Source organism: Propionibacterium acidifaciens, assembly GCF_003798325.1.
In the GTDB taxonomy this organism is placed as follows: Bacteria; Actinomycetota; Actinomycetes; order Propionibacteriales; family Propionibacteriaceae; genus Propionibacterium; species Propionibacterium acidifaciens.
On the sequence record NZ_CP033719.1, the window covers coordinates 2,865,260 to 2,886,426 of the forward strand.

The 21,167-nt window shown below is 71.0% G+C and carries 18 protein-coding genes and 1 pseudogene; 9 read left to right on the forward strand and 10 right to left on the reverse strand.

Features of this window, described 5'->3' with window-relative positions:
• Nucleotides 1-62: 62 nt before the first annotated feature.
• From EGX94_RS12300 to EGX94_RS12310, 3 genes are all read left to right on the forward strand, one after another.
• On the forward strand, nt 63-1,397 hold the full coding sequence (locus EGX94_RS12300; protein ID WP_021797209.1) for an enolase C-terminal domain-like protein: 1,335 nt from the start codon (nt 63-65) through the stop codon (nt 1,395-1,397).
• Between the two features lie 20 nt (nt 1,398-1,417).
• Nucleotides 1,418-2,380 (forward strand): 2-hydroxy-3-oxopropionate reductase, encoded by a 963-nt coding sequence (garR, locus tag EGX94_RS12305; protein WP_021797223.1) that lies wholly within the window; start codon nt 1,418-1,420, stop codon nt 2,378-2,380.
• 64 nt (nt 2,381-2,444) lie between these two features.
• Entirely contained in the window at nt 2,445-3,581 is a 1,137-nt protein-coding gene (locus EGX94_RS12310; RefSeq protein ID WP_021797214.1) for a glycerate kinase, read from the forward strand.
• Here EGX94_RS12310 and EGX94_RS12315 read toward each other — a convergent pair.
• Together EGX94_RS12315 and EGX94_RS12320 are read right to left on the reverse strand one after the other, a co-directional pair.
• Nucleotides 3,547-4,317: a FadR/GntR family transcriptional regulator gene (locus tag EGX94_RS12315; RefSeq protein ID WP_021797207.1), complete on the reverse strand. Its 771-nt coding sequence runs from the start codon at nt 4,315-4,317 to the stop codon at nt 3,547-3,549. The genes EGX94_RS12310 and EGX94_RS12315 overlap by 35 nt on opposite strands.
• 91 nt (nt 4,318-4,408) lie before the next feature.
• Nucleotides 4,409-5,536 (reverse strand): L-talarate/galactarate dehydratase, encoded by a 1,128-nt coding sequence (locus tag EGX94_RS12320; RefSeq protein WP_021797234.1) that lies wholly within the window; start codon nt 5,534-5,536, stop codon nt 4,409-4,411.
• 125 nt (nt 5,537-5,661) lie between these two features.
• Between EGX94_RS12320 and EGX94_RS12325 the strand changes: the two genes are divergently transcribed.
• On the forward strand, nt 5,662-6,729 hold the full coding sequence (locus EGX94_RS12325) for an IS630 family transposase (RefSeq protein WP_081707363.1): 1,068 nt from the start codon (nt 5,662-5,664) through the stop codon (nt 6,727-6,729).
• A gap of 286 nt (nt 6,730-7,015) precedes the next feature.
• On the opposite strand, the gene EGX94_RS12330 is transcribed toward EGX94_RS12325, so the two are convergent.
• On the reverse strand, nt 7,016-8,038 hold the full coding sequence (locus EGX94_RS12330) for a DUF2891 family protein (RefSeq protein ID WP_123826373.1): 1,023 nt from the start codon (nt 8,036-8,038) through the stop codon (nt 7,016-7,018).
• 76 nt (nt 8,039-8,114) lie between these two features.
• Nucleotides 8,115-9,329 (reverse strand): pyrophosphate--fructose-6-phosphate 1-phosphotransferase, encoded by a 1,215-nt coding sequence (locus tag EGX94_RS12335; protein ID WP_021796415.1) that lies wholly within the window; start codon nt 9,327-9,329, stop codon nt 8,115-8,117.
• A gap of 238 nt (nt 9,330-9,567) precedes the next feature.
• On the opposite strand from EGX94_RS12335, the gene EGX94_RS12340 reads away from it, so the two are divergent.
• On the forward strand, nt 9,568-9,939 hold the full coding sequence (locus EGX94_RS12340; protein WP_123826375.1) for a pilus assembly protein: 372 nt from the start codon (nt 9,568-9,570) through the stop codon (nt 9,937-9,939).
• A gap of 32 nt (nt 9,940-9,971) precedes the next feature.
• Entirely contained in the window at nt 9,972-10,592 is a 621-nt protein-coding gene (locus tag EGX94_RS12345) for an L-threonylcarbamoyladenylate synthase (protein ID WP_021797721.1), read from the forward strand.
• Nucleotides 10,593-10,620: 28 nt separating this feature from the next.
• Here EGX94_RS12345 and EGX94_RS12350 read toward each other — a convergent pair whose 3' ends face one another.
• Nucleotides 10,621-11,610: a rhomboid family intramembrane serine protease gene (locus tag EGX94_RS12350; RefSeq protein ID WP_123826377.1), complete on the reverse strand. Its 990-nt coding sequence runs from the start codon at nt 11,608-11,610 to the stop codon at nt 10,621-10,623.
• Between the two features lie 98 nt (nt 11,611-11,708).
• Between EGX94_RS12350 and EGX94_RS12355 the strand changes: the two genes are divergently transcribed.
• Complete coding sequence (locus tag EGX94_RS12355; protein WP_021797686.1) at nt 11,709-12,533, forward strand: PIG-L family deacetylase; 825 nt, start codon at nt 11,709-11,711, stop codon at nt 12,531-12,533.
• 883 nt (nt 12,534-13,416) lie between these two features.
• Here the strand turns inward: EGX94_RS12355 and EGX94_RS12360 are convergent.
• The 4 genes and pseudogenes from EGX94_RS12360 to EGX94_RS12375 form a co-directional block, all read right to left on the reverse strand.
• Nucleotides 13,417-14,418 (reverse strand): proteasome assembly chaperone family protein, encoded by a 1,002-nt coding sequence (locus EGX94_RS12360; protein WP_021797682.1) that lies wholly within the window; start codon nt 14,416-14,418, stop codon nt 13,417-13,419.
• A 138-nt stretch (nt 14,419-14,556) separates the two neighbouring features.
• Nucleotides 14,557-15,240 (reverse strand): annotated as a pseudogene (locus tag EGX94_RS12365) (ABC transporter ATP-binding protein); the annotation flags it as partial.
• 109 nt (nt 15,241-15,349) lie between these two features.
• Nucleotides 15,350-16,303 (reverse strand): ABC transporter permease, encoded by a 954-nt coding sequence (locus tag EGX94_RS12370; RefSeq protein WP_021797678.1) that lies wholly within the window; start codon nt 16,301-16,303, stop codon nt 15,350-15,352.
• 7 nt (nt 16,304-16,310) lie between these two features.
• Nucleotides 16,311-17,285, reverse strand: a complete 975-nt coding sequence (locus EGX94_RS12375; protein ID WP_021797680.1) for an ABC transporter substrate-binding protein — start codon at nt 17,283-17,285, stop codon at nt 16,311-16,313.
• Between the two features lie 188 nt (nt 17,286-17,473).
• Here EGX94_RS12375 and EGX94_RS12380 point away from each other — a divergent pair, with 188 nt between their 5' ends.
• Together EGX94_RS12380 and EGX94_RS12385 are read left to right on the forward strand one after the other, a co-directional pair.
• The gene (locus EGX94_RS12380; RefSeq protein WP_021797683.1) at nt 17,474-18,100 is read left to right on the forward strand and encodes a histidine phosphatase family protein; all 627 of its coding nucleotides are present in this window, start codon (nt 17,474-17,476) and stop codon (nt 18,098-18,100) included.
• A 68-nt stretch (nt 18,101-18,168) separates the two neighbouring features.
• Entirely contained in the window at nt 18,169-19,899 is a 1,731-nt protein-coding gene (locus EGX94_RS12385; RefSeq protein ID WP_028707218.1) for a glutamine--tRNA ligase/YqeY domain fusion protein, read from the forward strand.
• A gap of 265 nt (nt 19,900-20,164) precedes the next feature.
• Here EGX94_RS12385 and iolE read toward each other — a convergent pair whose 3' ends face one another.
• Nucleotides 20,165-21,091, reverse strand: coding sequence for a myo-inosose-2 dehydratase (gene iolE / locus EGX94_RS12390; RefSeq protein WP_043121767.1), 927 nt, complete (start codon nt 21,089-21,091; stop codon nt 20,165-20,167).
• Nucleotides 21,092-21,167: the final 76 nt, after the last annotated feature.

Sequence of the window (21,167 nt, forward strand, 5' to 3'; positions counted from 1 at the left end):
CCCGGGACGGCCGGAGACCACGACTGCTCCCAACCCGTACACCACCAGAGCAAGGAGATCCGATGACCGTTCCCGCGGTAGCCAGAATCGACGTCTTCCCCGTCGCCGGACGCGACTGCATGGAACTCAACCTCTCCGGCGCGCACGGCCCCTATTTCACCCGGAACGTCGTCATCATCGAGGACTCCTCCGGAAACGTGGGGGTCGGCGAGGTGCCGGGCGGTGAGAGGATCACGCGGACCATCGAGGACGCTGAACCGATCGTGCTGGGCAGGCCGCTCGGCCAGTACAAGAACATCCTCGCGCAGATCAGGGCGGCCTTCGCCGACCGCGACGCCGGGGGGCGGGGCCTGCAGACCTTCGACCTGCGCACCACGGTGCACGCCGTGACGGCGATCGAGGCGGCCCTGCTCGACCTCTTCGGCCAGTTCGTCGGCGTGCCCGTCGCCGCCCTCCTGGGCGACGGCCAGGTCCGTGACCGGGTCAGGACCCTCGGCTACCTCTTCTACGTCGCCGACCCGGACAGGACCGACCTGGAGTACGCCCGCGAGAAGGACTCCCCGGTCGAGTGGTACCGCATCCGACACGAGGAGGCGCTGACCCCCGAGGCCATCGTCCGGCAGGCCGAGGCCGCCCACGAGCTGTACGGCTTCCACGACTTCAAGCTCAAGGGCGGCGTGCTGGCCGGCGAGGAGGAGATGAGGGCGGTGCTCGCGCTCAAGGAGCGGTTCCCGCAGGCGCGCATCACCCTCGACCCCAACGGCGCGTGGTCGCTCGGCGAGGCGATCGCACTGTGCCGGGACAAGGTCGGCGTGCTCGCCTACGCCGAGGACCCCTGCGGCGCCGAGGGCGGCTTCTCCGGCCGCGAGATCCTCGCCGAGTTCCGCAGGGCGACCGGACTGCCCACCGCCACGAACATGGTCGACACGGACTGGCGCCAGATGACCCACTCGATGGCCCTCCAGGCGGTGTCGATCCCGCTGGCCGACCCGCACTTCTGGACGATGCAGGGCTCGGTGCGGGTGGCGCAGCTGTGCCACGACATGGGGCTGACCTGGGGCTGCCATTCGAACAACCACTTCGACATCTCCCTGGCCATGATCAGCCACTGCGGTGCGGCGGCCCCGGGGGAGTACAACGCGCTCGACACGCACTGGATCTGGCAGGAGGGACTGGAACGGCTGACGAAGGAGCCGCCGGTCATCGTCGACGGACAGGTGACGATACCCGATCGGCCGGGTCTGGGCGTCGAGCCGGACATGGACCGGATCCTGGCCGCCCACGAGTCGTACCGGGAGAGGATCGCCGGCTCCGGGGCCCGTGACGACGCGATCGGCATGCAGTACCTCATCCCCGGCTGGACCTTCGACCCGAAGAAGCCGGCCCTCGTCAGATGAGACGATCGACAGGATGAGCCGTGAACGAGGCTCTTCGGGACCGTTCACGGATGATCAACGAGACAGCTGAAGGAGAAGAACTCATGAAGATCGGTTTCATCGGACTGGGCATCATGGGCCGCCCCATGGCCAAGAACCTCGTGAGGGCTGGCCACGAGCTCTACGTGAACGATCATCACCAGGACGCCGTCGACGATCTCGTGTCGCTCGGGGCGACCGCCGTCGAGAAGGCCGCCCAGGCCGCCGAGGCCGCCGAACTGGTCATTACGATGCTCCCGAACTCGCCGCAGGTGAAGGAGGTCGCACTGGGCCCGGGCGGCATCATCGAGGGCACCCACGAGGGGCTCGTCCATGTCGACATGTCGTCGATCGCCCCGCTCGTGTCTCGTGAGGTGCACGACGCCCTCGCCGCGGCCGGCATCGCCATGCTCGACGCCCCGGTCTCCGGCGGGGAGCCCAAGGCGATCGACGGGACGATGTCGGTCATGGTCGGTGGCGACAAGGACGTGTTCGACCGGGTCGCGCCGGTCCTCGACGCGATGGCCGGAGACGTCACCCATGTCGGCGCCATCGGGGCCGGCAACATCGCCAAGCTCGCGAACCAGACCATCGTCGCGGTCAACATCGCCGCGTGCGCCGAGGCCTTCACCCTCGCCCAGAAGGCCGGGGTCGACCCGGAGGCCGTCTACCGGGCCATCCGCGGCGGCCTGGCCGGGTCGACGGTCATGGACGCGAAGGTCCCGATGATGCTGGCCCGCGACTTCGCCCCGGGGTTCCGCATCAACCTTCACATCAAGGACCTGGCGAATGCGCTGGACACCGGCCACGGGGTCGACGCGCCCCTTCCGCTGACCTCCCTGGTCCGCGAGATGATGAGTGTGCTGGACGGCGACGGCTCCGCCGCAGAGGATCACTCCTCGCTCGTCAAGGTGTACGAGAAGCTCGCCAACATCGAGCTGAGGCCGGGCGGGTCGCAGGACTGATTCGCGGACCACCGCCGTTCCACCGGGCCGGCGGGCACGCCGCCGATGCGAAGGAGGAACCGACATGAAGATCGTCTGCGCACCCGACAGCTTCAAGGAGTCCATGAGCGCGGCCGAGGCCGCTGCGGCACTCGCCGAGGGCGTGCACCGGGTGCTCCCCGACGCCGACTGCCCCCAGGTCCCCATGGCCGACGGCGGCGAGGGCTTCACCGAGTCCCTCGCCGATGCGCTCGACCTCGGGATGGTCGAGGCGCCTGTCACCGACGCCTACGGCGGCCCGGCGTCCGCACGGTTCGCGCTGGCCGACGGCGTGGCCGTCATGGAGTGCGCGCAGGCGATCGGGCTGGGCATGATCCTCGCCGAGCGCCGCCGCCTCCGTGAGGCGACCACGGCCGGCGTCGGGCAGATGATCCTCGCCGCACTCGATCGGGGCGCGCGCGAGTTCCTCATCGGCATCGGCGGATCGGCCACGAACGACGGCGGCGCGGGAATGCTGCGCGCCCTCGGCGTGCGGTTCACCGATGACGAGGGCGCCGAGCTGGACGGGAGCCCGGCCTCCCTCGTCCGGCTCGCCGCGGTGGACACCACGGGTCTCGACCCGCGGGCCCGGGATGCGGTCTTCAGGATCGCCTGCGACGTCGACAACCCCCTGCTCGGCGACCGCGGCGCCTCCGCCGTCTACGGCCCGCAGAAGGGCGCGTCACCCGAGGACGTCGAATTCCTCGATGCCGCCCTGCGGCGCCTCGCCGCGGTGTGCGGACACCTGGACTCCGTCGCGGCCGAGGAGGGGGCCGGTGCCGCTGGCGGTCTGGGCTATGCCTTCCGCGCCTTCCTCGGCGGCAGGCTCCAGTCCGGGGCCGATCTGGTCGTCGAGGCCGTCGAGCTCGCCCGGACCATCGAGGGCGCCGATTTCGTCTTCACCGGCGAGGGCGCCATGGACCGTCAGACGCTCATGGGAAAGACCCTCTCGGGCATCGCCCGCGTGGCCCGGCCGGCCGGCGTGCCCGTCGTCGCCTTCGCCGGCAGGCTCGGTGAGGGCGTCGAGGAGCTGTACGACCACGGCTTCGTCGGACTCGTCCCGATCGTCGCCACCATCACGACCCTCGAGGACTCCCTGCGCAACGGGCGACAGGCCCTCGCGGACGCGGCCGAGCGGGCCGTCCGCCTCATCCTGGCGGGCCGGCGGACGGGCAACCCCTAAGAATCCCGGGCCGTCCCGTTCCCGCGGGCCCCTCCGTCTCGGCGTCGAGGGCCGCGAGGGAGCGGGAGAGATGAGTGCGCATCGCGGCCCTCGACGCCTCGGGGTCCCGCCTGGCGATCGCATCGCAGATCTGCTGGTGCTCGTGCACGAGGAGGTCGGCATGCCCCGGTGCCAGCACCGTGGGGTCGGCCAGACCCGCCCGATGGCGGAGAACGGCGTGCGGACCGAGCCCCCGCAGGATGTCGTTGACGAGCGGGTTGCCCGAGGCGCGGGCCACCGCCGCGTGGACCGCGAAGTCCTGCGCGATGGCCGGTTCCCGGCGGGCGAGGGCATCGCGCAGATCCGCCATCGCTCGGTCGATGACCCCCCGGTCGACCTCGGTGCTCCTCCTGGCCGCGAGCGCGGCGGCCTCGCACTCGAGGGCGAGACGCAGCTCCATGACGTGGCGGGGCATGCCGGTGAGGGGCGGCGTGCCCGATCCCTGCTGACCGCCCGGCGAGACAACGGCGGTGACGTAGGTGCCGCGACCTTGAAAGGTCTCCACCAGTCCCTCGGCCCGCAGCTGGGCGACCGCCTCCCTGACGACCGTCCGGGACACGGCGAAGTCCCGGCACAGCTCGGTCTCCGACGGAACGCGTTCCCCGGCGCCGAGATCGCCCTCGGCGATGCGCTGCTTCAGGTGGTCCGCCAGAGCGTGCCCGAGGCCGCGCGGATCGGTGCGGGACAGTGCTGCCATAGGGGTCTCCCGGTGGTCGCGTGTCATGCGCAGGCTACCGGGGCCGGGGTCGCCGGAGCGTGCGCCCTCGTCCGGCGGCCCCGGGACGCCGTCACCGGGTGCCGAGCTCGAGGCTGTCGACCGTCCAGGCGCGCAGCCGGTCCGACAACGTCACACCCAGTCCGGGGCGCTCCGAGACGATCATGCGGCCGTCCTCGATCCGCATGTGCTCGTTGAAGAGCGGATCGGGCCAGTCGAAGTGCTCGACCCAGGGCTCGAGGGGATAGGTCGCTGCCAGATGCGAGTGGATCTCCATCGAGAAATGCGGGGCCAGCATGAGGCCGGCAGTGGAGGCCAGGGCCGACAGCCTGAGGAACTCCGAGATGCCCCCGATGCGCGGGGCGTCGGGCTGGATGACGTCGCAGGACCGGTGCTCGATGAGCGAGGCGTGCTCGGCGACCGAGGTCAGCATCTCACCGGTGGCGATGGGCGTGATGACCCGGCGGGCCAGGTCCGCGTGCCCCTCGTGGTCGTAGGCGTCCAGGGGCTCCTCGATCCACACGAGGTCGAACTGCTCGAATGCCGTGCACATGCGCAGCGCGGTGGGGCGGTCCCACTGCTGGTTGGCGTCCACCATGAGCGGGAAACCGTCCCCGAGGTGCCCGCGCACGGCGGTCAGCCGTTCGAGGTCGACGCGGGGGTCCGGGTGCCCGACCTTGATCTTGATGCCCCCGATGCCGGCCTCGACCGATCGGGTGGCGTTCTCGAGGACGGTCTCGAGCGGGGCGTTGAGGAAACCACCGGACGTGTTGTAGCAGCGGATGGAGTCCCGGTGCGCGCCGATGAGTTTGGCCAGCGGCAGCCCTGCGCGTTTCGCCTTGAGATCCCACAGGGCGACGTCGATGGCGGCGATCGCCTGGACGGCGACGCCGGACCGGCCGACCGACGCGCCGGCCCACAGCAGCATGACGCGCAGCCGGTCGATGTCGTTGGGGTCCTCGCCGATGAGGTTGTCGGCGATCTCCCTGGCATGCGCGAACTGCGCAGGGCCACCGGCTCGCTTCGAGTAGGCGAAACCGACGCCGTAGAGGCCATCGGCGGTCCAGAGCTCGCAGAAGAGGAAGTTGACCTCGGTCATCGGCTTCTGCCGGCCGGTGAAGACCTTGGCGTCGGAGATCTCCGTTGCGAGCGGGAGGACGACATGGGACAGGCAGAGACGGGTGATGGTGTCGTGCGTCACGGATGCGCTCCTTCGCGGTTGCGTGTCGCGGTCAACTCATCATATAAGTCATGAACATATGGCTGACATGAAACGAAACCGTATTTTTCGTGGATTTCCTGTGCTGTTTCGGATATGATCGGGGCATGCAGGTTGAGGTCACCCCGGAAGAAACCGCCGTCCTGATCAGGTGGAAGAAGCGTTCCGACAATCATGCGTTGGTGCGGATGAAGACCGAAGCGATCCTGTACGCCTCTGAAGGAGTCGGAATCGACATCATCGCGAAGATGGTCGAACGGGCCGAGCGGACCGTGCAGGAATGGCTGGCCGAGTGGCAGGCCACCAGGATGTGCTCGGTGCTGACCGGCCATGCGGGGAACCAGAACGCGGCGGAACTCACCCGCGACCAGAAACAAGAACTCAAGAAAATCCTCGCCCAGCCGCCCTCCCAGACGGGCATCCACGCCGAGTTCTGGGACGTCCCAGCGATACGTGACGTCGTGAAGATCATGTTCGATGTCGAGTACCAGGCGGATTCTTCGTACCAGCTGCTCCTGCGCTTCTGCGGGCTGAGCTTCAAACTGCCCGACCCGTTCGACGAGCACCGCAACGAGAAAGCCATCACCAGACGCATGACCGAGGTGAAAACCCAAGTCAAGGCCCTATTGGACGCCGGCTGGGAGGTCTACACGGCAGACGAGGCCCGCCCCGAGCACGAGGCCGAGACCCGCCGCATGTGGCTCCCGAAAGGACAACGCACCAAGCTGTCCGTGGACCGGAAGAAGACGTCCCAGTCCTTCTTCGGCGCCCTCTCGCTGACCAGCAAAAAAGTCAAACTGTACCCGATCGAGGGCAACCAGAACACCGAGCAGACAATCCTCGCGCTGGAACGACTCCAACGAGAAACCGAGACAGAGAAGATCGCGGTCGTCCTGGACAACGCCCGCTTCCACCACGCGAAAGCGTTGACCGCCCTCTACGAGACCGGTCAGCTGCTGGAGCGCATCACCCCTGTTTTCCTGCCGCCGTACGCTCCCGACCACAACCCGGTCGAGCACGTCTGGAACGCGGCCAAGAACAACATCGCGAACATTCAGCACGAGACCCTCGAAGAAACCTTCGGCGCGTTCGCCTCATACATCGCCAGCCGAACATTCGACTACGACTTCGAACACCTCCCACTCCGCGAAACCAGAAACGATTTTGTTTCATGACGGCCATATATGTTAAGTGAATCGTGCGGGGAATCCGGTACGGAGATCGGGATCCTGTGCAGAACCTGGTCGGCGCCGCGGCGCGTTCCCGGGCGGAGGGGCCGTGGAGCGGGGACCCTCCGGGCGTGCGCCGTCGGCTCCTCCCCGGGGCACGGACGGGGCGGTGCAGATGTATGGGTCGGCATGCGGGACGATGCGTCCCCGGCCCGTCGGTGACCGGTCGTTCCGTGCGAGCCGGCATGGCGCGTCGTCGCGGCGATCGGGACCGGGGCGGCGAGCCGGCCCCTCAGTCCGCTGCCGCCAGCACCGCCAGCGGCACGAGCAGGTGCGCGCTCGTCACCGGCGCCGCGTCGACGAGCGGCGCCACCTCGTCGACGAGCCGTCCCGACGCCCTGAGCGCCAGCTCCGCGCGGGCCCGCGGCAGGTGCGGGGCGAGATGACGCAGGTGCAGCGCGCGGGTGAGCGCCAGGGCCGTCAGCACGCGGCAGCCGCCGGCCCCGTCATGGCGGACGGGCACCCCGAGGGTCGCGTCCCGCGGCGATCCGAGCCGCGGCAGGAAGCCGGCGAGCCACCGGTCGAAGGCGCCTGCCGGCAGGACGCGGCGGACCAGGTCGGCCTGGGACAGGGCGGGGGAGCAGATGTCGTTCGCGCACGGGTCGACGGCGGACGACGAGCGCTGCGGACCGCAGAACCACGTGCGGGCCCTATCCCGCAGCACGCCTGCCGGGCCGTCCTGCCCGAGGGCGTCGAAGGCGTCGAGCAGCAGCCCCGCGCAGAACGCGGTGTTCCGGCCCGTGCCGAGCCGCACCGGAGCGTCCGTGCACGCCAGCGTGCGGAGCAGATTGGCCGACACCGCCTCGGCCAGCTCGCCGAGCTGGCCGTCCCATCCGTTGTCGACGGCGGTCCCGTTGCGGCGGGCCTCGGCGGCCAGCATCGCCGTCCACGCCCAGCCGAGGGGGCGCCCCGCGTCGGGCCGCGCGCGCAGCTGGTCGGCCTCGGCCGGGATTGCGCCGCCCCGCCAGCGCCGTCGGAGCTGCCCGGTCAGCGCCCCGACCAGCTCGGGGCCGAGCGCGTCCGGGGCCTCGCGCAGCAGCACCAGCGCCGCCCACTCCATGTGCGCCGAGGAGTGCCAGTCGTCGTCCACGCGCGGGCGCAGGCTCTCGGTGTCGGGGTTGGCCCTCGTCGCCGTGGACGACGACCCGGCGCTCGCCCACGGCACGGGCGTCCCCATCGTCCGGAGCAGCGCGCGGGCCCAGCCGGGCGCGCAGGAGGCGCGCCAGTCGGGGCGCTGCTCGACGGGGCTGCTCATGAAGGGACCTCGGTGATCGGGACGGGGACATCAAGCGGGGCGCCCCGTTCGGGGCGCCCCGCCGGGGATCAGCGGGTCACTCGGCCCTCACCGGGGCCGGCTGGCCGATCTCGGAGAGCATCCGGCGGTACCAGTCCTGGTCGACGTCGAACGGCTTGTGGCCTGCGATGCGCGGGAAGGCGATGACCGACAGCTCGTCGCCAGCCTCCTCGTCCTGGCCGACGACGCCGGAGTTCCCGGCGAGCGCCGCGTCGACCGCCATGTCGCAGGTGGCGGCGATGAGCTCGAGGTCCTCGTTGTTCGACTTGGCCGAGCGGCTGAAGTAGCCCGACTTCTGGACCATGGTCTTGGCGGCGCGGATGCGCGGGGCGAACTGCTTGGCGAACCACTCGCCGGGATTCACCTTGTCGAGCTGGACGTGCCCGAAGGCGTCCAGCGGGACCTCCTGACCGGCGGCCTGCAGCCGGGCGACGATGTCGTTGACGCCGGCGCCCTCGGACAGGAAGATGGTCACGTTGCCGACCTCGTCCATGACCCTCGACAGGCGCTCGGCCTCGGCGTCGAGGTCGATCTGAGCCTCCGGCACGTACACGGCGTGGACCTCCCAGGCCTCCCGTTTCAGGCCGGCCTCGGGCAGCCACTCCTGCTCGTCGAGCCAGGCGCGGTAGCGGCGGGCGGTCTCGGCCGTGAGGTAGCCGCAGTTGCGGCCCATGACCTCGTGGATGATGAGCTCGCGGGGTGCGGCGTTGTGCTCGCCGATGATGTTCGCGGCGAAGCGGGCGCCCTGCTCCGCGGCGGTCCAGGCGCCGAGGGACTGGCGCACGGGGACGATGTCGTTGTCGATGGTCTTGGGCAGCCCGACGACGGTGAGCGGGTAGTCGTTGGTGGCCAGGAAGGCGGCCAGGTCGGCGGCGGTGGTGTTGGTGTCGTCGCCGCCGATGGTGTGCAGGACGTCGACGCCGTCGGCGATCAGCTGGTCGGCGGCGATCTTCAGCGGGTCGGCCCCCTCGGGCACCAGGCCGCGCCTGACCAGGTCGGCGGCGTTCGTGAGTTTGACGCGCGAGTTGCCGATCGGCGAGCCGCCGAAGGCGAAGAGGCGGTCGTAATGGGCGCGGACCTCGGGGGGGAACTCGATCGAGTCACCCTTGAGCAGGCCCTCGTAGCCGTAGCGGTAGCCGATGATCGTGGTCTCGGGGGAGACCTCTGTGTAGCGACGCACCAGACCGGCGATGGCCGACGACAGGCACGGAGCGAAACCGCCGGCAGTGAGCAGGGCGACCTTCTTCACCATGTGGGAGCCTTTCCATGAGCCGGGCCCGCCCTGGTGCGGGCCAACACCTCAAGACTAGGCCACCGGGACGGTGGTGAGGGGCCCGCTCACCGGGCGATGTCCACAGCCCTGTCCCGGCCGGGGCTTCCCGTGCCACACTGGGCCCAGCCCCCACCCCTTGGAGCATGCGATGAAGCGAGAACCCCTTCCGGGTCGCCTCCCCGCCGCGCCCCGCCGGTCGGTCCGCGACGAGCGCGGCATGAGCGTCAGCACCCTGCTCGCTGCGGTCATGCCCGCGTTCATCCTCGTGGCGGGCCTGGCGGTCGACGGCGCCGCGCGCCTGTCCGCCCAGCGCCGGGCCCAGGTCGCCGCGGCGGCCGGCGCCCGCGCCGCCACCGACGAGGCGGCGACGTCGCGGCTGCAGGGATCCTCCGGCGACGCCCGGGCGATCGCCGAAGCCACCGACACGGCGCGCGGGTACGGCGCCGCCGACGTCGAGGTGTCCATCGGCCCCGACCGCCGGGTGTGGGTGAGCACCACGGCCACGAGCGACACGGTCTTCCTCGGCCTCATCGGCATCGACCGGTTCACCGTCACCGGGCGGGCCGAGGCGGACCTGCGGCAGGGGTGAGGCGGGCCCGTGCACCGTTCTAGTCTGGTTCCATGGCTCGTTACTATCCCGTGCACCCGGAGAACCCGCAGCAGCGCTCGATCAACCAGACGGCCGAGCTGCTCCGCGACGGGGCCGTCATCGCCTACCCGACGGACTCGGGGTTCGCGCTCGGCGCGGCGTACGGCAACCGGGCCGGCATCGAGCGCATCCGGCGCATCCGCGAGCTCGACGAGAGGCACCACCTGTCGGTCGTCGTGAGCGATTTCGCCCAGCTCGGCAGGTACGTCGAGATGGGCAACCGGCAGTTCCGGGCCGTCAAGGCGGCGACCCCGGGGCCCTACACGTTCATCCTGCGCGCCAGCCGTGACGTGCCGCGCTCCATGCTGCACCCGAGCCACCGCACGGTGGGGGCGCGCGTGCCCGACCACGTGACGGCGCTGGCGCTCATCAACGCCCTCGACGAGCCGATCGTCTCGTCGACACTCGTCCTGCCCGGGCAGGACGAGCCCTTGGCCGACGGCTGGCAGATCAAGGAGGCCCTCGACAACGATGTCGACGCCGTCCTCGACTCCGGCGACGCAGGGCGCCTGCCGACCACTGTCATCGACCTGACCGGCGACGAGCCGCTCATCGTGCGCCGTGGCGGCGGGGGCACCGAGCTGTTCGAATGAGGGCGGCCCGTCCGAACGAGGCGGGGCCTCACGGCAGTGCTGCGACGCCCAGGGTCAGGACGATCGGGACGAGCAGCAGCCACAGGGCGCGCGTGCTCCGGCCCGCCCGGCCGCGCGTCCTCACGAGCACGCCGGCGGCCAGGCCGATGAGGAAGCCGCCGAGCTTGACCTGCCAGGCGATCGTCGGGATGAGGATGACGTAGAGGACGTTCAGCCCGACGAGCACCCAGAGGCCGCTCGTCGACTCCTTCGACCAGCCCTTGGGGCGGAGGGTCACCAGGACGCCGAACATGCCCCAGATCGCTGCGGACGCCCCGCTGACGAGCAGGGATCCGTGGCTGGCCCGGCTCCACAGCACGGCGGCGGCCGAGCCGCCGAGCAGACTCAGCAGGTACAGCAGGAGGAAGTCCCTGCGCCCCATGGCGGGCTCGATGGCCTGACCGACGATCCAGATCGTGAGGAGGCCGAGGCTGATGTCGAGAAGGCTGCCGCCCAGGTACAGGAAACCGCCGGTGAGCAGGCGCCACGGCTGGTGGAGGGCCAGATCGGGAACGAGCTCGAGGACGCCCGTCAGGCGAGGGGCGACCGTCGTGAGCAGCCACAGGGCCCCGCAGATCGCCATCATCGTGTACGTCACGACGGGCCTGCCGGTGTCGGCGTCCCTGTCCGGGGCGACGTACCCGTCGGACGCGGCCGCCGGACGCGGGGGCCGCGGCGCCGGGCCCGCAGGGCCCGGCAGACCGGGTGCCGCTTGGTGCTCCTGCGGACGAGGCGGGCCCCACGGGGATCCCTGCGCGCCTGCGCCGGGCCGTGCGTCCTGCGTCGGCGGGTCCTGAGGCGGCCAGCCCGGCACCGGGCCGGGGCCCGCCGGGGCGCCGCCGGCAGCGTGCCCGGAGGCCTGCAGGCCCGGCCCCCGCGTGTCCAGCGGCGGCCACGGGGACTCGGGTGCCGCGAAGTCGGGCGTTCCGGGCGGGGGAGTGCGCCCGATGTCCCCGCCAGTGCTCGTCGCGTCGCTCACCAGGCCAGTCTACGGGGTCGTTCCGGGCGGGTCCGTGCGCCGTTCAGCCCAGGGCGTGAGGGGCATGGCCGGTCCGGGGACGGTGGAAGGATGGCCGGGTGACGAACTGGGTCTTCCTCCACGCGCATCCGGACGACGAGGCCAGCCAGACCTCCGGGACCGTGGCCATGGCGCACGAGCGCGGCGACCGTGTCATCGAGGTCCTCGCGACCGACGGGGCCCTCGGCGTCGTGCCCGACGGCCTCGACCCCGCCGGGCTGGCGGCCCACCGTCGGGCCGAGCACGAGCACGCCGCCGAGGTCATCGGCATCGACCGGATCGTCCGGCTGGGTTTCGCCGACTCCGGGATGACCGGCTGGGACTCCAATCGTGACCCGAGGGCCTTCTGCAATGCGGACCCCGGGTCGGTCGCCGAGAGGCTGGTCGGGGTCCTGCGCGAGGAGGACGCCGATGTGCTCGTCCACTACGACCCGCACGGCAACTACGGCCATCCCGACCATCTGATGGTGCACCGAGTCGGCGCCGCTGCGGCGGATCTGCTCGGCCCCGGGCTGCGCGTGCTCGAGGAGACGATGAACCAGAACGCCATCGCCGAGCGCTACGCGAGGGCGAGGGCCATGGGCATCGAGGACGAGGGCTTCTGGGACCCTGCCGCCGTGGGCGACGACGGGAGGCCGATCGGCTCCCCCCAGTCGCAGATCCGCTGGGCGGTCGATCTGCCTGAGCGCGTCATCGCCACCAAGCACCGCGCCCTGGAGGCCCACGCCAGCCAGGCGAGCGACGTCGGCGTCTTCCTGTCGTTGTCCTCCGAGGTCTTCGCCATCATGTTCGGCACCGAGTACTACCGCGAGCCGGCCGATCCCGGTCCGATGCGGCACGCGTGGCCGGTCCCGTCCCAGCGGCCCGGCGCCCTCCGGGGCTGAGCGCCCGCCCGGACCTCAGGGGCGCGCGACCGACGCCGTCGTCCAGGCCTCGGCCGGCATGGGTTCGCGCAGCCGCCAGTCGATGCCGACGGGGCGGCTGCCCTCGTGGCCGGGTCGGCCGTGCCCAGGCACGGATAGGGAGCGCCGGCCCCGAACTCGCTGGCCCGGTCCTCGCGGACGAACAGCACTGTCTCGGCGCCCGAGCCGTCCAGCCCCGGGTGCCGGCGGGCGGTCGGCGAGTCCTCCGAGGTCGTCGACTGCGTCTCCCGTGGAAGAGCGTCTTGGAGATCGCCACGTCGCGGTACATGGTCGTCGGGGAGTGGCCCTTCTCGTTCTTGCGCAGGGTGATGAGCAGCGCGTCCGCGTTGAGGGCTCGCTGAAGAGGACGCCCTCGCGGATCGCGTCGGGCCGCCGCCGGAAGCCGTCGTGGCGCATGCCGACGACGATCTCCTCGCGCGTGTGGTGGGCGTGGACGCGCAGGGCCTCCGTCGCGCAGGCGTCCGGCGATGGGCCGCGCGACGTGCCGGACTCGCCCGGCCGCGACGTCGAGCACCTGGCGGAACTCCTCGCGGGCGGCCGGCTCGTCCGCGAGCGCCGCGAGCGCCTCGTCAAGGCCGGTGAACCCGCCGCCGTCGGGCCAGACGGTGAAGACGAGCATCTCGACCAGCGTCGGCTCCCGTCCGTCGAGCGCGTCGAGGGGCCCGGGTCCGCCGGTGAGCACCCGGCGGCGGAGGCGCAGTCGTTCCGGGTCGTCGACGTGGGCGAGGGCGCGTCGGACGCCGGGGCCGCGGAGGGGCGCCTCGTGCGCGGGGCCGTCCGTGAGCGGCGCTCGTCCGACGCAGGAGGGGTCATGCGTCGCGGACGGGCCCGCGGCGCCGCGGGGTCACTGCTGCCCGTGATCGGGCTCGGGGCCGTCATGGGGCCCGGAGTCCTGCGGGCCCCCGCCCCGTTCCTCGTCGTCGGGCGGGTTCCCGGCATCGCCGTCCTGCCCGCCCTCGTCGTCGAGGCTCGCGAGGAAGTCCTCGACCGCCCGACCGATCTCCTCGGCGTCGGGCAGGTTCTCGCCGTTGACCGGCAGGGAACGGCCCGCCATGAAGCGGTCGTACTGGCCCTCGAGCTGGGAGATGACCTGCTGCAGCTGCTCGGAGACGTTCACCTGGGCGTCGATCTGCCCGCGCACCAGGCGGGCCGCCTGCTCGAGGTCGCCCATCGGCACGTCGAGGCCGGCGTTGAGGTTCAGTCCGTGGACGAGGGCGATCGTGGCCTGGGGGTACTCGTTGTCCGTGAGGTACTGCGGCACGTGGGCGGCCAGGTTGATGACGTCGAGGCTCTTCTCGCCGAGGCGCTGGGTCATCATCGCCGAGAAGGACGCGCTCATCCGGAACGATCCGATGCCCTGGTTGCCGGGCAGCAACTCGGGGCGCGTGGACAGCTTCGTCAGCGTCACCGGGCGGGTGTGGGGCACCGGCATCGGGATGCCCTGGGCGGTCACCACGAGCTGCACGTCGAGCTCGTCGACGATGCGCTCGATCGAGCCGGCGACGCGCTCCCACTGCAGCGACGGCTCGGGGCCGGTGAGCAGGAGGAAGGGCGCGCCGGACTTGTCGGTGAGCTCGTGCAGCTCCATCGCTGGCGCCGCGTAGTTGGCGTAGTGGTCGAGGTCCAGGTCGATCGTGGGGCGGTGCTCCCGGTAGTCCGTGATCTGGTCGACGTCGAAGGAGCCGAGCCGGCGATGGGCGAGGGTGTTGAGCAGGTGCTCGTCGAGCTGGGCCTGGGCCGATCCCGCGTCGCCGTAGCTGCCCAGGGTGATCACCAGCACCCGGTCGTGGACCGTGCGCTTGTCGACGGAATTCTCGTAGTGGAACAGCGATGTGGGCTCGAACATGGTCTCCTCCTGCACTCGCGTCGCGCGCTCGTGCACGCGGTGCTCATCAGTGGGTGGAACGCCGCCGGGGCGCCATTCATTCCTCAGAGTTAAGCGTACCCGACTCAATCCTGTCCGGTCGGTGGGCGGAGCAGGGCTTCAGGTGAGCAGGGTGCGGTCGGACAGCTGAGCACCCTTGATCCGGTCGAACTCGGCCATGAGGTCCTCGACGCCGGCGCCGGCCTTGTCCTGGCCGCTCAGCTCGAAGATGATCCGCCCCTCGTGCATCATGATGAGTCGGTTGCCCAGGCGCAGGGCCTGCTCCATGTTGTGCGTGACCATGAGCGTCGTGAGGCCCTTCTCGGCGACCAGCTCGCGCGTCAGGTTCGTGATGAGCTCGGCCCGCTGCGGGTCGAGGGCGGCGGTGTGCTCGTCGAGCAGCAGCACCTTGGGATCGCCGAAGGTGGCCATGACGAGCGACAGCGCCTGGCGCTGGCCGCCCGAGAGCAGGCCGACCTTCGTGGTGAGGCGGTCCTCGAGGCCCTGCTCGAGGACCTTGAGCTGGGTGCGGAGGAACTCGCGCTTGGCGCGGGTGACGCCCTGGCCCAGGCCGCGGGTGGTGCCGCGCCCCATGGCCAGCGAGAGGTTCTCCTCGATCGTCATGTGCGCCGCGGTGCCGGCCATCGGGTCCTGGAAGACGCGCGCCACGTACCGGGCGACTGTGTGGTCGGGCAGGCGGTCGACGCGCCGGCCATCGATCCTCACCGTGCCGCCGTCGGGCCGGTACCGCCCGGAGACGACGTTCAGCAGGGTGGACTTGCCGGCGCCGTTCGAGCCGATGACGGTGCAGAAGTCGCCGGCGGCCAAGTGCAGGGTGACCCCCGACAGGGCGACCTTCTCGTTGGCCGTCCCGGGGAGGAAGGCCTTGTGAATGTTCACCACGTCAAGCATCTCAGGCTCCTGGCTTCACCAGACCGGACAGGGGGTCGCGGTCCTCGATCGGCGCCGTCACGTCGGGCTCTGCCGGCAGGCCGCGGGCGCGCCGTCGGGCGCGGGTGTTGGCGAACACGCCCCAGCGCGGGATGAGCAGGGCCAGGACGACGATGACCGCGCTGACGAGCTTCATGTCGTTGGGTTGAAGACCCACCATGAGGGCCAGCTGGATGATCACGCGGTAGGCGATCGAGCCGAAGCAGACGGCCGCCGTGGCGACGGCGATCCGCGAGGAGTCGAAGATCGCCGTGCCGATGATCACCGAGGCCAGGCCGGCGACGATGAGGCCGATGCCCATCGAGATGTCGGCGTAGCCCTGGTACTGGGCGATGAGGGCGCCGGAGGCCGACACGAGGCCGTTCGACAGCGCCAGGCCCACGATCTTCATCGTGTCGGTGTTGATGCCGTTGGCCCGGGCCATCGACTCGTTGTCGCCGGTGGCGCGCATCGCGAATCCGAGGTTCGTCGACAGGAACCAGTCCATGAGCAGGACGAACACGGCCAGCACCGCGGCGAGGACGACGATGGAGACCCCGGTGCCCATCAGCCTGCCGTTCGTCAGAGGGGTGAACAGCGTCGTCGCGCGCAGCAGCGGCAGGTTCGCCCTGCCCATGATGCGCAGGTTGATCGAGTAGAGCGCGATCTGGGTGAGGATGCCCGCCAGGAGCGGGTGGATCCGGCCCTTGGTGTTGAGCAGTCCCGTGACGGCGCCGGCGGCGAGACCGCCGCCGAACCCGGCGAGCGTGCCCAGCAGGGGGCTTCCGCCGTGGGTGATGATGAGGGCGCAGGCGCCCGCGCCCGTGGTGAAGCTGCCGTCGACCGTCAGATCCGCGAAGTCGAGGATCCTGAAGGTGAGGTAGACACCGAGGGCCATGAGCCCGTAGAGGAGGCCCAGTTCGATGGCGCCGAGCATGAGCCGATCAGCCGACCTTCTCCGCGCCGTCGAGCAGGTCCGCGGGGATCGTGACGCCCATGGCCGACGCGGCCGACTCGTTGACGTAGACGGTCAGGTCGGACTGCGTCTCGACCGCCATGGTGGCCGGGTCCGCGCCGTCGCGCAGGATCCGCATGGCCATCTCGCCGGTCTGGCGGCCGAGCTTGACGTAGTCGATGCCGTAGGTGATGACGCCGCCGTTGCGCACCGAGTCGCCCTCGGCGACGATGAGCGGGATCCTGCGGTCCTCGCACAGCGCGACGACCGTGGCGAGGCCCGAGACGACGTTGTTGTCGGTGGGCACGTAGAGGGAGTCGACGTCGAGGGTCTCGGCAGCCTGCTGGAGCTCCGCGGTGTTGGTGATCGTCTTCTCCTGGACGCTCAGGCCCTGGTCCTCGGCGGCCGCGCGGGCCAGGTCGATCTGGACCTGCGAGTTGACCTCGCCTGAGGAGTAGAGGAAGCCGACCGAGGCGGCCTCGGGCTTGATCTGCTTGATGAGCCCGATCTGCTCGGCGACCGGGTTCATGTCGCTCGTCCCGGTGACGTTGCCGCCCGGGGCGTCGGCTGAGGCGACGAGCTGGGCGCTCACCGGATCGGTGACGGCGGTGAACAGGACGGGGATCTGGGTGACGGCTTGGGCGGCGGCCTGGGCCGCCGGGGTGCCGATGGCCAGGACCAGGTCGAGGTTCTGCGAGGCGAACTTCGTGGCGATGTTCGTCGCGGTGGTCTGGTCGCCCTGGGCGTTCTCCTCGTCGACGTCGCACGTGATGCCGGCGTCGGAGAAGGCGGCCTTGAAGCCCTCCCTCGCGGCGTCCAGCGAGGAGTGGGTGAGGATCTGCATGATGCCGATCGAGTAGCTCGACGACGAGGAACCCGAGCTGCTCGAGTCGGAGGAGCAGGCGGCCAGCGGGCCGGCCAGCGCGGCGAGGCCCGCGGCGGAGAGCAGGGTGCGACGATTCATGGTTGTCCTTCGTCGTTGAGAGAAGTTCTGCGGGGAGTTTACGCCAACGCCCGCCTGCGGCGCCGCCTCGGCCCGCCCGCGGGGCATCCGCGCGTCCGGGCGTCCGCCCGCGCGGCCTGCCGGGCCCATAGGCTGGTACGGGCGGCCGGTCCGATGCGGCCGGTCGGAGGGAAAGGGAAGGGGAGAGCATGTCGGTGAGGCCCCGTCTGATCATGGTGCGCCACGGTCAGACCGAGTGGAACGTCCAGCGGCGCTGGCAGGGGGCCACGGACATCCCCCTCAACGCGAACGGCCGACGGCAGGCGCGGGCCGCCGCCCCCTACTACGCCTCGCTCGAGCCGGTCGCGATCTGGAGCTCCCCGCTGAGCCGCGCCCACGACACGGCGGCCGAGGTCGCGGCCCTGACAGGCCTGGACATCCGCACCGACGGTCGGCTCGCGGAGATGGACTTCGGCGACGCCGAGGGCCGCGTCTGGGAGGAGGTGCTGGCCATGGACCCGCGGCTCGCCGGATGGCGCACGGGCCGGGACGTCCAGTGGCCCGGCGGGGAGTCCGGGGCCCTCGTCCAGCGGCGCGTGAGCCGGACCCTCGAGCGGATCCACGAGTCCGAGCCCGAGGGCGTCGTGCTCGTCTTCTCGCACGGCACCGCCATCAGGATGGGCGCTGCGGCCATGGTCGGTTGGGGCGTCGACGCCGTGTGGCGGCTCGACTCCATGGACAACTGCTGCTCCACCGGGCTGGCCCTCACGAGCACCGGCTGGCGGCTGGACCACTTCAACGCATCGCCGCAGTGGCATGCGTCGACGCCGCAGTGAACGGCGCCGTCGCGGGACGGTGGTCACTGCGGGCTGCGGGGGTCCTGACGCGTGCTAACTTGACCGCCATGGCGAATGAGGAGGCGGCCGGCGGCGCCGGCGATTTCATCAGCGACGCGGTCGAGCAGGACCTCGCGAACGGCGTCCACGGAGGGCGCGTCCGGACGCGTTTCCCGCCCGAGCCGAACGGCTACCTGCACATCGGCCACGCCAAGGCCATCACCGTCGACTTCGGGACGGCCGAGAGGTTCGGGGGCGTGTGCAATCTTCGTTTCGACGACACCAACCCGGTGGCGGAGAACCCCGAGTTCGTGCAGTCGATCCTCGACGACATCGCCTGGCTCGGCTACGAGCCCGGCGCCGTCCTCCACGCCTCCGGCCACTTCGAGCAGCTCTACCGGTGGGCCCTCCTGCTCGTCGAGCAGGGCCTCGCCTACGTCGACGACCAGGACAACGAGACGATCTCGGCCCAGCGCGGCGGCTTCGGGCGCCCCGGCGTCGAGAGCCCCTACCGGAACCGCACGGTCGCCGAGAACCTCGACCTGTTCACCCGCATGCGCGCCGGCGAGTTCCCGGACGGCTCCCGTGTGCTGCGCGCCAGGATCGACATGGACGCCGACAACATGGCCCTGCGCGACCCGGTGATGTACCGCATCCGCCACGCCGAGCACCACCAGACCGGCACGCGGTGGCCGATCTACCCCACCTACGACTGGGCGCACGGCCAGTCCGACGCCATCGAGGGCGTCACCCACTCGCTGTGCACCCTCGAGTTCGACGCCCACCGCCCGCTCTACGACTGGTTCCTCGAGCACCTGCCGCTGCCGACCGACAAGCCGCGTCAGATCGAGTTCGCCCGCCTCGAGCTCACCCACACGATCACCTCCAAGCGCCGGCTCGCCGCGCTCGTCAACGGAGGCGTCGTCGACGGCTGGGACGATCCGCGCATGCCGACGCTGCGCGGGCTGCGCCGGCGCGGCTACCCGGCCAAGGCGGTGCGCGACTTCTGCACCTACGTCGGCACCACGCGCACGAACTCCCGGCACGCCATCGAGGAGCTCGAGTCCTTCGTGCGCCGCGAGCTCAACACGACGAGCCAGCGCCGCATGGTCGTCACACGGCCCCTGCGCCTGGTCCTCGACGACTGGCCCACCGACGAGGACGGCGCGCCCGTCGTCGAACACTTCAGGCTGACGAACAACCCGGAGAACCCCGACGACGGCACCCGCGAGGTGGCCTTCACCGGCGAACTGCTCATCGAGCGCGAGGACTTCGCCGAGGTGCCCCCGCCCAAGTTCTTCCGTCTGGCGCCTGGGCGCGAGGTGCGCCTGCGCGGCGCCTATCTCGTCACGGCCACCGACGTCGTGAAGGACGCCGACGGCGAGATCGTCGAGGTGCACGCCAGCTACGACCCGGCCACGCGCGGGGGGAATGCTCCCGATGGACGCCGGGTCAGGTCGACGATGCACTGGGTCAGCGCCCCCCACGCCGTCGACGTCCGGGTGGCGCTCTACGACCGTCTGTTCACCGCGGTGAACCCCGGTGAGGCCACCGGGGAGCCGCTCGACGACCTCAACCCCGACTCGTGCGAGCTCCTCGACTCAGCCAAGGGCGAGGCGGCGATCGCCGACGTGGAGCCGGGCCGTGTCGTCCAGTTCGAGCGGCTCGGCTACTTCGCCGCCGATCCTCGCACGAAGCGCCTGTTCCATCGCACGGTCGGGCTGCGCGACGAGTGGGCCGCCCTTCAGCGCAGGGCCGCCAGGGCGGACGACGGCGCCCGGGCCCGCTCGAGGGGATGAGCCCCGGCCCGTCCGTGGGACGCCCGCCGACGGGCCGGCCCTGGACCGCCGCCTGCCGGCTCCTCGCCCTCATGGCCCTCGGGGGCGCCGTCGTCCTCCTGCCGATGACGACGCACCGGGGACGGCGGTCGGCCTGCCCCGTCCCCGCGGCGACCGCCGTTCCCGTCACGGTCCGAGGGCGACGCGGGCCCTGCGAGGGTCGGACGTCTCCCGTTCGAGAGGCCCGAGGGCCGGAGACGACGCCCGCGCTCCCCGGCCCCGCCGGTCAGAGCGTGAAGAGCGTGCTCTCGAGGTAGGCGCGGGCCTTGACCGCGTACTCGTGGGGGTTCGCGACGGCCGGGTCCTGCTCGGCCTCGACGAGGATCCACTGGTCGTAGCCGTGGTCGACGAGCATCCGGTAGGGCTCCGTGAAGTCGATGCACCCGTCGCCGGGGACGGTGAACATGCCCGACAGGAAGGAGTCGAGGAAGGAGCGCTCGGCGGCGCGGGACTCGGCCAGCTTCTCGGGGCGGACGTCCTTGAAGTGGACGTGCCCGACCCGGTCGATGGTGGCGCTCAGCAGGTCCGCGACCGTCCCGGCCCCGACGTAGGCGTGGCCGGTGTCGAACAGCAGGGAGACCCTGGCGGGGTCCGTCAGCTCCATGAGGCGGATGGTCTCCTCGGCGGTCTGGACGACCGTTCCGAGGTGATGGTGGTAGACGAGCTCGAGGCCATGGGCGTGGGCGATGTCGCCGAGTCGGTCGAGACCGTCGGCCAGGACGTGCCACTGCTCCTCGGTGAGGACCGGCTTGTCGGTGAAGATGCAGACGTCGCGGACGCCCTGGACCGAGCCGGTCTGTTCCGAGACGACGATGCGCGTCGCGCCGAGGTACTCCAGGTACGCGCACTTCTCCTCGAAGTCCTTCGCGACGGCGTCGACGCCGTCGCGAAGGATGAAGGAGGAGAACCACTGGGCGACGATCCGGATGCCGCGCGCCTCGGCGCGCTCCCTGACCTCCTCCTTCGCGGGGAAGAAGCCGGCGCACTCGGTGCCGGCGTAGCCCACGTCGGCCAGGTCGAGCAGCATGTCGTCGAGGGTGTTGAAGGCACCGACCTCCGGGATGTCGTCGTTGCGCCAGGCGATGGGGTGCATGCCCCAGTGGATGCCGTGCGGGTCCTTGATCGCCGTTGCGGGATCGAGTCGGAAAGCCATGGTGTGTCTCCATTCCATTCGTGGTGTCATGATTCGTGAAGGCTTGTTCACAGGAGCCTCAGCGGGGGCGCAACCC